Annotated in this window: 9 protein-coding genes, 1 tRNA gene and 1 pseudogene; all 11 read left to right on the top strand. The window is 56.8% G+C overall.

Features of this window, described 5'->3' with window-relative positions:
• Positions 1 to 3: 3 nt before the first annotated feature.
• Positions 4 to 1,119: pseudogene (gene tuf, locus CBW50_RS17520) on the top strand (elongation factor Tu); the annotation flags it as partial.
• 50 nt (positions 1,120 to 1,169) lie between these two features.
• Positions 1,170 to 1,343 (top strand): hypothetical protein, encoded by a 174-nt coding sequence (locus CBW50_RS17515; protein WP_253251956.1) that lies wholly within the window; start codon positions 1,170 to 1,172, stop codon positions 1,341 to 1,343.
• Positions 1,344 to 1,409: 66 nt separating this feature from the next.
• Positions 1,410 to 1,485: transfer RNA gene (locus tag CBW50_RS17510), tRNA-Trp, on the top strand.
• A gap of 32 nt (positions 1,486 to 1,517) precedes the next feature.
• Complete coding sequence (secE, locus tag CBW50_RS17505) at positions 1,518 to 1,901, top strand: preprotein translocase subunit SecE (protein WP_010394308.1); 384 nt, start codon at positions 1,518 to 1,520, stop codon at positions 1,899 to 1,901.
• Positions 1,901 to 2,527, top strand: a complete 627-nt coding sequence (gene nusG, locus CBW50_RS17500) for a transcription termination/antitermination protein NusG (RefSeq protein ID WP_076565135.1) — start codon at positions 1,901 to 1,903, stop codon at positions 2,525 to 2,527. The genes secE and nusG overlap by 1 nt, the downstream gene beginning before the upstream one ends.
• A 114-nt stretch (positions 2,528 to 2,641) precedes the next feature.
• Positions 2,642 to 3,076 carry a 50S ribosomal protein L11 gene (rplK, locus tag CBW50_RS17495; protein ID WP_034753131.1) on the top strand — a complete coding sequence of 145 codons (435 nt, stop codon included), beginning with the start codon at positions 2,642 to 2,644 and terminating at the stop codon, positions 3,074 to 3,076.
• Positions 3,076 to 3,771 carry a 50S ribosomal protein L1 gene (gene rplA, locus CBW50_RS17490; protein WP_034753134.1) on the top strand — a complete coding sequence of 232 codons (696 nt, stop codon included), beginning with the start codon at positions 3,076 to 3,078 and terminating at the stop codon, positions 3,769 to 3,771. Before rplK ends, rplA begins: the two co-directional genes overlap by 1 nt.
• 320 nt (positions 3,772 to 4,091) lie before the next feature.
• A complete protein-coding gene (gene rplJ, locus CBW50_RS17485) occupies positions 4,092 to 4,628 on the top strand; it encodes a 50S ribosomal protein L10 (protein ID WP_086140065.1) in 537 nt (178 codons plus the stop codon).
• 67 nt (positions 4,629 to 4,695) lie between these two features.
• On the top strand, positions 4,696 to 5,073 hold the full coding sequence (gene rplL / locus CBW50_RS17480; protein ID WP_086140055.1) for a 50S ribosomal protein L7/L12: 378 nt from the start codon (positions 4,696 to 4,698) through the stop codon (positions 5,071 to 5,073).
• Between the two features lie 244 nt (positions 5,074 to 5,317).
• The gene (gene rpoB, locus CBW50_RS17475; RefSeq protein WP_086146739.1) at positions 5,318 to 9,424 is read left to right on the top strand and encodes a DNA-directed RNA polymerase subunit beta; all 4,107 of its coding nucleotides are present in this window, start codon (positions 5,318 to 5,320) and stop codon (positions 9,422 to 9,424) included.
• A 122-nt stretch (positions 9,425 to 9,546) separates the two neighbouring features.
• Entirely contained in the window at positions 9,547 to 13,788 is a 4,242-nt protein-coding gene (rpoC, locus tag CBW50_RS17470) for a DNA-directed RNA polymerase subunit beta' (RefSeq protein WP_086146738.1), read from the top strand.
• Positions 13,789 to 13,806: the final 18 nt, after the last annotated feature.

Genomic DNA, 13,806 nt, shown 5'->3' with positions numbered 1-13,806 from the left:
AAAATGGCAAAAGGTAAATTCGAACGGACCAAGCCGCACGTTAACGTCGGCACCATCGGCCACGTCGACCACGGTAAAACCACGCTGACCGCTGCAATCGCAACGGTTCTGTCGAAGAAATTCGGCGGCGAAGCCAAAGCATACGACCAGATCGATGCGGCTCCAGAAGAAAAAGCGCGCGGTATCACGATTAACACCGCCCACGTCGAGTACGAAACGGAAACGCGTCACTACGCGCACGTTGACTGCCCAGGCCACGCCGACTACATCAAGAACATGATTACCGGTGCCGCGCAGATGGACGGCGCGATCCTGGTGTGCTCCGCAGCTGACGGCCCGATGCCACAGACCCGCGAACACATCYTGCTGGCCCGCCAAGTTGGCGTTCCATACATCATCGTGTTCCTGAACAAGTGCGACCTGGTCGACGACGCAGAGCTGCTGGAACTGGTTGAAATGGAAGTGCGCGAGCTGTTGTCGAAGTACGAATTCCCAGGCGACGACCTGCCTATCATCAAAGGTTCGGCACGTATGGCGCTGGAAGGCAAAGAAGGCGAAATGGGCGTTGACGCAGTGCTGCGTCTGGCCGATGCCCTGGATGCCTACATCCCAACGCCAGAGCGCGCTGTTGACGGCGCCTTCCTGATGCCAGTGGAAGACGTGTTCTCGATCTCGGGTCGCGGTACCGTTGTGACCGGTCGTATCGAGCGCGGCATCATCAAGGTCGGCGAAGAGATCGAAATCGTCGGTATCACCGATACCGTCAAAACGACTTGCACCGGCGTGGAAATGTTCCGCAAGCTGCTGGATCAGGGTCAAGCTGGCGACAACGTTGGTCTGCTGCTGCGCGGCACCAAGCGTGAAGACGTGCAACGTGGTCAAGTTCTGGCCAAGCCAGGCTCGATCAAGCCGCACGCCCACTTCACCGGCGAGATCTATGTTCTGTCGAAAGACGAAGGCGGCCGTCATACGCCATTCTTCAACAACTATCGTCCACAGTTCTACTTCCGCACGACGGACGTGACCGGTTCGATCGAGTTGCCAGCAGACAAAGAAATGGTCATGCCAGGCGATAACGTGTCGATCACCGTCAAGCTGATCAACCCGATCGCGATGGAAGANCATTCTTCAACAACTATCGTCCACAGTTCTACTTCCGCACGACGGACGTGACCGGTTCGATCGAGTTGCCAGCAGACAAAGAAATGGTCATGCCAGGCGATAACGTGTCGATCACCGTCAAGCTGATCAACCCGATCGCGATGGAAGAGGGTCTGCGCTTCGCTATCCGTGAAGGCGGCCGTACCGTCGGCGCCGGCGTGGTTGCAAAAATCCTCGCATAAGGAAATGTTATGCTTCCACCCGGGGCGTCCTGGGTGGTAGAATAGCACTCCTCGAAAGTTTTACGTAGGGACGTAGCTCAATTGGCAGAGCGTCGGTCTCCAAAACCGAAGGTTGGGGGTTCGATGCCCTCCGTCCCTGCCACCGTCAAGGTGCAGGGCACCGAAAGTAGAAAAATGTCAAATCAATCCGTGCAAACCGTTAGCACGTCGAGTGACAAGATAAAAGTCGCGCTGGCAATAGTGGCTGCGATTGCAGGAGTAGTCGGGTTTTATTACCTGGCAGGCCAACCAGCTCTGGTGCGTGCAAGCGCGCTTGTGGCTGGTTTGGTTATTGCTGTTGCGCTCTTGTATGTCTCGACGACCGGCCGTGAATTTCTCAATTTCGCCAAAGAAGCTGTGCGCGAAACCAAGAAAGTCGTTTGGCCGACCCGCAAAGAAGCCACGCAGATTACTGCGATCGTGTTTGCCTTTGTGCTGGTCATGGCGATTTTCCTGTGGGGTACGGATAAATTGCTCGAGTTTTTGTTGTATGACGTAATTCTGGGTTGGAAAAAATAATGAGCGAAAATGTGCATGATGAAGCGGCGGACGAATCCGTTCCGGGCGACGCTCCGGTAGCGGATACTGGTGCAGCGCTGAGCGTGCCAGTGAGCAGCAAGCGCTGGTATGTCGTGCATGCTTATTCCGGCATGGAAAAAAGCGTCATGCGCGCACTGACCGAGCGCATCGAGCGCGCGGGCATGCAAGACCAGTTCGGCCAGATCCTGGTGCCGATCGAAGAAGTGGTCGAAGTCAAGAATGGTGTGAAGTCGGTCACCGAGCGTCGTTTCTATCCTGGCTATGTGCTGGTCGAAATGGAAATGACCGATGAGAGCTGGCACTTGGTCAAGAATACCAGCAAGGTTACCGGTTTTATTGGTGGCAAATCGAACAAGCCGACGCCGATTTCCGCGCGCGAAATCGATGCCATCATGCGCCAGATGCAGGAAGGCGTTGAAAAGCCCCGTCCGAAGACCTTGTACGAAGTGGGCGAGCAAGTGCGCATCAAGGATGGTCCGTTCACCGACTTCAACGGCAACGTCGAAGAAGTCAACTACGAGAAATCCAAAGTGCGCGTTTCGGTCACCATCTTCGGCCGCGCTACTCCGGTGGAACTCGAATTCGGCCAGGTCGAAAAAGTTTAAGTTGTATCAGCGCCACCAGGAGCGCCGCAGCAGTCTCAGCGAAATCCGGCCAGAGGAGCCCCGCCAGGGTAGGATCGGCGGGGCGCTACTACTCAATCCAAGATAGGAGCCATCATGGCAAAGAAAATCATTGGTTTTATCAAGCTGCAAGTGCCAGCTGGTAAAGCAAACCCATCCCCACCAATCGGTCCAGCTCTGGGTCAACGTGGCCTGAACATCATGGAATTCTGCAAGGCGTTCAATGCACAGACCCAAGGTCTGGAGCCAGGCATGCCGATTCCAGTCGTGATCACCGCGTTTGCTGACAAGTCCTTCACGTTCGTGATGAAGACGCCTCCAGCAACCTACCTGATCAAAAAAGCTGCTGCGATCACCAAAGGTTCGCCGAAGCCACATACCGACAAAGTCGGTACGCTGACCCGCGCACAAGCTGAAGAAATCGCTAAATTGAAAACCCCTGATCTGACCGCTGCCGACATGGATGCTGCTGTACGCACCATCGCTGGTTCCGCTCGTTCGATTGGTATCACGGTGGAAGGTGTTGTATAATGGCTAAGTTATCCAAACGTATCAAGGCTTTGAAAGCCAAAGTCGACCGTACCAAAGTGTACGCTTTCGACAACGCTGTCGCTCTGATCAAAGAGTGCGCAACGGCCAAGTTCAATGAGTCGATCGACGTATCGGTACAACTGGGCGTTGATCCTAAGAAATCCGACCAAGTGGTGCGCGGCTCCGTCGTGTTGCCAGCTGGCACCGGCAAAACCGTACGCGTGGCAGTATTCGCGTCGGGCGAAAAAGCGGAAGCTGCCAAGGCAGCCGGCGCCGACATCGTTGGTATGGAAGACCTGGCTGAGCAGATCAAAGCCGGCGACATGCCTTTCGACATCGTTATCGCTTCGCCAGATACCATGCGTATCGTTGGTACCCTGGGTCAGATCCTGGGCCCACGCGGCATGATGCCTAACCCGAAAGTCGGCACTGTTACTCCTGACGTCGCTACCGCCGTGAAAAACGCGAAAGCCGGTCAAGTTCAGTACCGTACCGACAAGTCCGGTATCATCCACGCTACCATCGGTCGTAAATCGTTCGCTGACGCAGATCTGAAGTCGAATCTGGTCGCACTGATCGACGCACTGAACAAAGCCAAGCCAGCATCGAGCAAAGGCGTGTACCTGCGCAAAGTTTCGCTGTCGTCGACCATGGGCGCTGGCGTCCGTGTTGACCAGGCTAGCCTGGCAGCTTAAGTAACAGAATCAAGTCCTGTAGCGCCTTCGGGCGCTATAGGCGCATCTTTGGGCTGTCTGCGCGGTGTTCGCACCGGGCAGGCAGACAATCAAAGACCGTTGGGCCGACTGCGATGGCACATGCAGAAGGTTAATAGGCTTGCCGGCAACGGCAAGTGCCCAACGCAGATGGTGTACCCGAACAAGTTTTGTAGTCCTCATGCTGCGTGAATCCATCCGCTCAGTTTAGTACTTCTTGACTTCGGACGCCGTGTTCGAACCGATGCAAGGCGCTCAACCACTCGGTTGTGATTGCCGAACATCATTTAAGGAGGTTGACCGTGAGTCTCAATCTGAATGACAAAAAGGCCGTCGTCGCCGAAGTTTCCGCACAAGTAGCAAATGCGCAAACGATCGTCGTGGCCGAATATCGTGGCATCCAGGTTGGTCACTTGACGCAACTGCGTGCTAAAGCGCGTGCCCAAGGCGTGTACCTGCGTGTGTTGAAAAACACTCTGGCTCGTCGCTCCGTTGAAGGTACCGCATTCGCCAGCCTGGCAGATGCCATGACCGGCCCGTTGATCTACTCGATCTCGGCCGATGCCGTTGCAGCAGCTAAAGTCATCGCTGACTTCGCTAAAACCAATGACAAACTGGTCATCAAAGCAGGTAACTACGCAGGCAAGCCGCTGGATACAGCTGCTGTCACCGCGTTGGCGAGCATTCCTAGCCGTGAAGTTCTCATTTCGCAGTTGTTGGGCGTTATGCTGGCTCCGGTTTCGGGCTTTGCACGTGGTCTGGCTGCCCTGGCAGCGAAAAAAGGCGAAGGCGCCGCTCCTGCAGAAGCAGCAGCAGAAGAAGCCCCAGCAGCCGCTTAATTGCGCGCACTTTTTTCTCTCAGTACCAATCTGATGTAACTAACGTAATAAATTTAGGAGTTTCAAAATGGCAATTAGCAAAGACGATATCCTGGAAGCAGTTAGCGCCATGTCCGTAATGGACCTGAACGACCTGGTTAAAGCATTCGAAGAAAAATTCGGCGTGTCGGCAGCAGCTATGGCTGCTCCTGCAGCCGGCGGCGCAGCAGCAGGCGGCGCAGCAGCTGAAGAGCAAACCGAGTTCAACGTTGTGCTGGACACCTTCGGCGCAAACAAAGTTGGCGTCATTAAAGCAGTTCGCGAAATCACCGGCCTGGGCTTGAAAGAAGCTAAAGACCTGGTCGATGGCGCACCAAAAACTGTGAAAGAAGCAGTGTCGAAAGCTGACGCTGAAGCTGCAGTGAAGAAACTGGTTGAAGCCGGCGCAACCGCTTCGATGAAGTAATATCTGTACCGGCGGCAGTTAGCGCCCGAGTCAAAGTCTGAGGTTTCCCCTCGCAAGGGGGGAAATCCGACTTTGGCTCCTTTGTCGTCTGCATCGTATTTGTCATGTAGTTGTAGCAGCAGTTTTTATTCGATTCAAGCCGGAAAGCAGAGCCTTGAGGTTTCGTCTGTGTCACACGCAGCGGTGCAAACGAACACTTGCAAAACCTGAATTTTCTATCCTTTCTGTCACTCACGGAGTGTCCATGCACTACTCATTTACTGAGAAGAAACGCATTCGCAAATCATTCGCGAAGCGCGCCAACGTTCACCACGTTCCGTTCCTGCTGGCGACCCAGCTCGAGTCTTATCATAGCTTCTTGCAAGAGGACATAGCACCGTCCGGCCGCAAGAATGATGGCCTGCAGTCGGCTTTCACTTCGATTTTCCCTATCGTGTCGCACAATGGTTTTGCGCGTCTCGAATTCTTGTCGTACGTTCTGGGCGATCCTGCCTTTGACGTCAAAGAATGTCAACAACGTGGCCTGACGTTCGCGTCGCCGCTGCGCGCGAAAGTGCGCCTGGTGATCCTGGACAAGGAATCGCCAACCAAGCCCGTCGTCAAAGAGATGAAGGAACAGGAAGTCTACATGGGCGAATTGCCGCTCATGACGACCACCGGTTCGTTCGTGATCAACGGCACGGAGCGGGTTATCGTTTCCCAGCTGCACCGTTCGCCAGGCGTGTTCTTCGAGCATGACCGCGGCAAGACCCACTCGTCCGGTAAACTGCTGTTCTCCGCGCGTATCATTCCTTACCGCGGTTCGTGGCTGGACTTCGAGTTCGACCCGAAAGACATCCTGTTCTTCCGCGTCGACCGCCGCCGCAAGATGCCCGTGACGATTTTGCTCAAAGCAATCGGCATGTCGCATGAGCAAATCCTGGCCAATTTCTTTGTCTTCGACAATTTCAACCTGCGCTCCGAAGGCGCGGAGATGGAATTCGTTGCCGAGCGTCTGCGCGGTGAAGTGGCGCGTTTCGACATCGTCGACAAGTCGGGCAAGACCCTGGTCTTGAAAGACAAGCGTATCAATGCCAAGCACGTGCGTGATATCGAAGCTGCCGGCATCAAGCACATTTCCGTACCGGAAGACTACCTGCTGGGCCGCGTACTGGCGAAGAACATCGTCGATGGCGACACCGGCGAAGTCGTCGCTTCCGCGAACGATGAGCTGACGGAAGACCTGCTGGGTCGCTTGCGCGATGCCAACATCTCCGAAATCCAGACCCTGTACACCAACGACCTGGATCAAGGCGCCTACATTTCGCAAACCCTGCGTATCGACGACACCGCCGACCAGATGGCTGCGAAAGTGGCGATCTACCGCATGATGCGTCCAGGCGAACCGCCAACGGAAGACTCCGTTGAAGCGCTGTTCAATGGCCTGTTCTACAACTCGGACCGCTACGACCTGTCGGCCGTGGGCCGCATGAAGTTCAACCGCCGCATTGGCCGCGATGAACTGACTGGCGCCATGACCCTGTCGAACGAAGACGTGCTGGCCGTGATCAAGATCCTGGTGGAATTGCGCAATGGCCGCGGCGAAGTCGACGATATCGATCACCTGGGTAACCGCCGCGTACGTTGCGTGGGCGAACTGGCCGAGAATCAATTCCGCGCCGGCCTGGTGCGTGTTGAGCGCGCCGTCAAGGAACGCCTCGGCCAAGCCGAAGCGGACAACCTGATGCCGCACGACCTGATCAACTCGAAGCCGATTTCGGCCGCGATTCGCGAGTTCTTCGGTTCGTCCCAGCTGTCGCAGTTCATGGACCAAACCAATCCTCTGTCGGAAATTACCCACAAGCGCCGCGTATCGGCTCTGGGACCCGGCGGTCTGACACGCGAACGCGCCGGCTTTGAAGTGCGCGACGTGCATCCGACCCATTACGGCCGCGTCTGCCCGATCGAGACACCGGAAGGTCCGAACATTGGTCTGATCAACTCGCTGGCTCTGTATGCCCGCCTGAATGAATACGGCTTCCTGGAAACCCCGTACCGCAAGGTCGAAGGCTCCAAGATTACCGATCAGATCGACTACCTGTCCGCCATCGAAGAAGGCCGCTACATCATCGCTCAGGCGAATGCGACCATCAACGACGAAGGCATGCTGTCCGATGAACTGGTCTCGGCCCGTGAAGCCGGCGAAACCATTCTGGTCTCCCCGGAGCGCATCCAGTACATGGACGTGGCGCCAGGCCAGATCGTTTCCGTCGCTGCCTCGCTGATTCCGTTCCTCGAACACGATGATGCGAACCGTGCATTGATGGGCGCCAACATGCAACGCCAGGCTGTGCCTTGCTTGCGTCCGGAAAAAGCGCTGGTCGGTACTGGTATCGAACGCACCGTTGCGGTCGACTCGGGCACCACCGTGCAAGCGCTGCGTGGCGGTATCGTCGATTACATCGACGCGGGCCGTGTCGTGATTCGCGTCAACGATGACGAAGCGCAAGCTGGTGAAGTGGGCGTCGACATCTACAACCTGATCAAGTACACCCGTTCGAACCAGAACACCAACATCAACCAGCGTCCTATCGTGCAAGTGGGCGACCGTGTTGCCAAGCGCGACGTGATCGCCGACGGCGCATCGACCGACCTGGGTGAATTGGCGCTGGGCCAGAACATGACCGTGGCCTTCATGCCATGGAATGGTCTGAACTTCGAAGATTCGATCCTGATCTCGGAAAACGTCGTCAAGGACGACCGCTACACCTCGATTCACATCGAAGAGTTGTCGGTGGTGGCCCGTGACACGAAACTGGGCGCGGAAGAAATTACGCGCGACATCTCGAACCTGGCTGAAAACCAGCTGGCTCGTCTGGATGAATCCGGTATCGTCTACATCGGCGCGGAAGTGCAAGCGGGCGACACCCTGGTCGGTAAAGTGACGCCGAAGGGCGAAACCCAGCTGACCCCGGAAGAGAAGCTGCTGCGCGCGATCTTCGGCGAAAAAGCCTCGGACGTGAAAGATACGTCGCTGCGCGTGCCTTCGGGCATGATCGGTACCGTGATCGACGTGCAAGTCTTCACCCGTGAAGGCATCGTGCGCGACAAGCGTGCCCAGCAAATTATCGATGACGAACTGAAACGTTTCCGTCTGGATCTGAATGACCAGATGCGTATCGTGGAAGGCGATGCCTTCCAGCGTCTGGAAAAAATGCTGATCGGCAAAGTCGTCAACGGCGGCCCGAAAAAGCTGGCCAAAGGCGCCAAGATCACCAAGGAATATCTGGCCGATCTGGACAAATACCACTGGTTCGACATCCGTCCTGCGGACGACGATGCCGCGGTAGCGCTGGAAGCGATCAAGGAATCGATCAACGAGAAGCGTCACCAGTTCGACCTGGCTTTCGAAGAGAAGCGCAAGAAACTGACGCAAGGCGATGAGCTGCAACCAGGCGTGCAAAAAATGGTCAAGGTGTACCTGGCCGTGAAACGCCGCCTGCAGTCGGGCGACAAGATGGCAGGTCGCCACGGTAACAAGGGTGTGGTTTCCCGTATTGTTCCTGTGGAAGACATGCCATACATGGCCGACGGCACGCCAGCCGACGTTGTGCTGAACCCGCTGGGCGTTCCTTCGCGGATGAACGTTGGTCAGATTCTCGAGACGCACTTGGGCTGGGCTGCCAAGGGTCTGGGTATCCGCATCGGCGAAATGCTGAAGGCGCAAACCAAGGTCGAGCAAGTGCGCAAGTACCTGACGACGATCTACAACGACAACGGCCGTGCGGAAGAGCTGGACAACTTCGACGACGAAGAGATCATGAAGCTGGCGGAAAACCTGAAAAAAGGTGTTCCGTTCGCCACGCCAGTGTTCGACGGCGCGAATGAAGAAGAGATCCGCCGCATGCTGGACCTGGCGTATCCGGACGACATCGCCAAGAACCTGGGCATGACCGCATCGAAAAACCAGGTGACCATGTATGACGGTCGCACCGGTGAGGCATTCGAGCGCAAGGTCACTGTCGGCGTCATGCACATGCTGAAACTGCATCACTTGGTTGATGACAAGATGCATGCGCGTTCGACCGGTCCTTACTCGCTGGTGACGCAGCAACCGCTGGGTGGTAAAGCCCAGTTCGGTGGTCAGCGTTTCGGTGAGATGGAAGTCTGGGCACTGGAAGCGTATGGCGCGTCGTATGTCTTGCAAGAGATGTTGACCGTCAAGTCCGATGACGTGAATGGCCGTACCAAAGTGTACGAAAACCTCGTCAAGGGCGACCACGTGATCGACGCCGGCATGCCGGAATCGTTCAACGTGCTGGTCAAGGAAATCCGTTCGCTCGGTATCGATATCGACCTCGAACGCAACTAAACGACAGGCTTATTGACCCAATAAGCGTCATTTGGTTTGGGAAACACAAAGCCCGGCTGGGAAACCATGCCGGGCAATGTAGTCTCAGGAATATAGAAATTTAATCACCTCTGGAGTGATACATGAAAGCACTGCTCGATCTATTCAAGCAAGTACAGACCAACGAGACCTTCGATGCAATCAAGATCGGTCTCGCTTCGCCTGAGAAAATTCGTTCGTGGTCCTACGGCGAAGTCAAAAAGCCGGAAACCATCAACTACCGTACCTTCAAGCCTGAGCGCGATGGCCTGTTCTGCGCCAAGATCTTTGGCCCGATCAAGGACTACGAGTGCCTGTGCGGCAAGTACAAGCGCCTGAAACACCGTGGCGTGATCTGTGAAAAGTGCGGCGTCGAAGTCACGCTGGCCAAGGTGCGCCGCGAGCGCATGGGCCACATTGAGCTGGCCTCGCCAACCGCGCACATCTGGTTCCTGAAGTCGCTGCCGTCGCGTCTGGGCATGGTCCTGGACATGACCCTGCGGGACATCGAGCGCGTGCTGTACTTTGAAGCATACGTCGTGACCGACCCAGGCATGACCCCGCTGAAGAAGTGCCAGATCATGTCGGAAGACGACTACGCCGCCAAGTACGAAGAGTACGGCGACGACTTCACAGCCTTCATGGGTGCCGAAGGTATCCGTGAACTGCTGCGCTCGATCGACATCCACCGCGATGCCGAAACCCTGCGCGTGGAACTGAAGGAATCGAAATCCGAAGCCAAGATCAAGAAATACGCGAAGCGCCTGAAAGTGCTGGAAGCGTTCCAACGTTCGGGCATCAAGCCTGACTGGATGATCATGGAAGTGCTGCCAGTGCTGCCGCCGGAACTGCGTCCGCTGGTACCGCTGGACGGCGGCCGTTTCGCGACTTCGGATCTGAACGATCTGTATCGCCGCGTCATCAACCGTAACAACCGTCTGAAACGCCTGATGGAGCTGCGCGCTCCAGAGATCATCACGCGCAACGAAAAGCGCATGCTGCAAGAAGCGGTCGATTCGCTGCTGGACAACGGCCGTCGCGGCAAAGCGATGACCGGCGCCAACAAGCGTCCGCTGAAATCGCTGGCAGAGATGATCAAGGGCAAGGGCGGCCGTTTCCGTCAAAACTTGCTGGGCAAACGCGTCGATTACTCCGGTCGTTCGGTCATCGTCGTGGGCCCGCAATTGAAACTGCATCAGTGCGGCTTGCCGAAACTGATGGCGCTGGAACTGTTCAAGCCATTCATTTTCAATAAACTGGAACTGATGGGGCTGGCTACCACGATCAAGGCCGCGAAAAAGCTGGTCGAGATCCAGGAACCGGTCGTGTGGGACATCCTGGAAGACGTGATTCGCGAACATCCGATCATGTTGAACCGTGCACCAACCTTGCACCGCCTGGGTATCCAGGCTTTCGAGCCAGTCCTGATTGAAGGCAAGGCCATCCAGCTGCATCCGCTCGTCTGCGCCGCATTCAACGCCGACTTTGACGGTGACCAAATGGCGGTCCACGTTCCTCTGTCGATCGAAGCGCAGATGGAAGCACGTACCTTGATGCTGGCATCGAACAACATCCTGTTCCCATCGAACGGCGAACCGTCGATCGTGCCGTCGCAGGATATCGTGCTGGGTCTGTACTACGCGACCCGCGAAGCGATCAATGCGAAGAACGAGGGGATGATGTTCCCTGACGTGTCGGAAGTGATCCGCGCCTACGACAACAAGGAAGTCGAACTGACGACTCGCGTCACCGTGCGTATTACCGAATACCCGAAAAACGCCGAAACGGGCGAATTCGAGAAAACGGTTACCCGCTACGAAACGACGATCGGCCGTGCGATCCTGTCGGAAATTCTGCCGAAAGGCCTGCCGTTCTCCGTATTGAATCGCGCGCTGAAAAAGAAAGAAATTTCCAAGCTGATCAACACGTCGTTCCGCAAGTGCGGCCTGCGCGCCACCGTGGTGTTCGCAGACAAACTGATGCAATCGGGTTTCCGCCTGGCGACACGCGCCGGTATCTCGATCTGCGTCGACGACATGCTGGTACCGCCTCAAAAAGTTACCCTGATCGCGACGGCCGAGTCGGAAGTCAAGCAGATCGAACAGCAATACGCCTCGGGTCTCGTGACCGCCGGCGAGCGTTACAACAAGGTAGTCGATATCTGGGGCAAGACCTCCGATGAAGTCGGCAAGGCCATGATGGACCAGCTCAAAGTTGAAGACGTGATCCGCCGCGACGGCACCAAGTCGACGCAAGAATCGTTCAACGCCATTTACATGATGGCCGACTCCGGCGCGCGCGGTTCCGCAGCCCAGATTCGCCAGTTGGCCGGTATGCGTGGTCTGATGGCGAAACCGGATGGTTCGATTATCGAAACGCCGATTACCGCGAACTTCCGCGAAGGCCTGAACGTGTTGCAGTACTTCATTTCGACCCACGGTGCGCGTAAAGGTCTGGCCGATACGGCGCTGAAAACGGCGAACTCCGGTTACCTGACGCGTCGTCTGGTCGACGTGACGCAAGATCTGGTGGTGATCGAGGACGATTGCGGCACCATGAACGGTACCGTTATGAAGGCCCTGGTTGAAGGTGGTGAAGTCATCGAACCGTTGCGCGACCGTATCCTCGGCCGCGTGGTGGTGCATGACGTCGTCAATCCTGAAACCCAGGAAACCCTGTATGACGCCGGTACCCTGATGGACGAAGACATGGTCGAAGAGATCGAGCGTCTGTCCATCGATGAAGTCAAGGTCCGTACGCCGCTGACTTGCGACACGCGCTTCGGCCTGTGCGCCAAGTGCTACGGCCGCGACCTGGGCCGCGGCATGCTGGTCAACGCCGGCGAAGCTGTCGGTGTGGTGGCAGCGCAGTCGATTGGTGAGCCTGGTACCCAGCTGACCATGCGTACCTTCCACATCGGTGGTGCGGCATCGCGTGCGGCAGTGGCATCGTCGGTGGAAGCCAAGTCGAACGGTACCATCCGCTTCACGGCAACCATGCGTTACGTGACGAACGGCAAGGGCGCGCAAATCGTCATTTCCCGTTCCGGCGAAGTGCTGATCACCGACGACCATGGCCGTGAGCGTGAACGTCATAAAGTGCCGTACGGCGCGACCCTGATCGTCAAGGACGGCATGGTCATCAAGGCCGGTACGGCCCTGGCGACGTGGGATCCGCTGACCCGTCCGATCATTACCGAATACGCCGGTCAAGTGCGTTTCGAGAACGTCGAAGAAGGCGTCACCGTGGCCCGTCAGGTCGACGAAGTGACCGGTCTGTCCACCCTGGTGGCGATCGATGCGAAACGTCGCGGTTCGCTGACCAAGACCCTGCGTCCGCAAGTCAAGCTGATCAACGACGCGAACGAAGAAGTCAAGATCGCCGGCACCGAACACTCGGTGGCGATCGGCTTCCAGGTCGGCGCGCTGATCATGGTCAAGGACGGTCAACAGGTATCGGTGGGTGAAGTGCTGGCACGTATCCCGACCGAATCGCAAAAAACGCGCGATATTACCGGTGGTCTGCCGCGCGTTGCGGAACTGTTCGAGGCGCGCTCGCCGAAAGATGCCGGTATGCTGGCGGAAGTCACGGGTACGGTTGCGTTCGGTAAGGAAACCAAGGGCAAGCAACGTCTGGAAATCACGGACATGGACGGCAACAAACATGAGTTCCTGATCACCAAGGACAAACAAGTGCTGGTGCATGACGGCCAAGTCGTGAACAAGGGCGAGATGATCGTGGACGGCCCGGCCGATCCGCAAGACATCCTGCGCCTGCTGGGTATCGAAGCGCTGGCCCGCTACATCGTTGATGAAGTGCAGGACGTGTATCGTCTGCAAGGCGTGAAGATCAATGACAAGCACATCGAAGTGATCGTGCGTCAGATGCTGCGCCGCGTGCAGATCGTCAATGCCGGCGACACCAACTACATCGTTGGCGAGCAGGTAGAGCGTTCGGAACTGCTGGACGAGAACGATCGCGTAACGTCGGAGAACAAGATTCCTGCGACTTACGAGAACGTCTTGCTGGGTATTACCAAGGCATCGCTGTCGACCGATTCGTTCATCTCGGCCGCATCGTTCCAGGAAACCACCCGCGTGCTGACCGAAGCGGCGATCATGGGCAAGCGCGATGGTCTGCGCGGCCTGAAAGAGAACGTCATCGTCGGCCGCCTGATTCCTGGCGGTACGGGCCTGGCCTTCCACCGCGCACGCAAAGAGAAAGAAGCGTGGGAAGTGGAAGAGCGTCAAGCCCTGCTGCTGGCCGAGAAAGCCTCGATGGCTGGCGAAGCTGCCGAAGCGCTGCAGGATATCGAGACCCAGCAACACCACGGCGACGAAGCGTAAGCTTCCCGCTGACAGAAA

Origin of the sequence: Janthinobacterium sp. GW458P (assembly GCF_002127585.1) — a bacterium.
Lineage (GTDB): Bacteria > Pseudomonadota > Gammaproteobacteria > Burkholderiales > Burkholderiaceae_D > Janthinobacterium.
The sequence above is the reverse complement of the archived record's forward strand: the minus strand, read 5'-3'. Positions and strand labels throughout refer to the sequence as shown.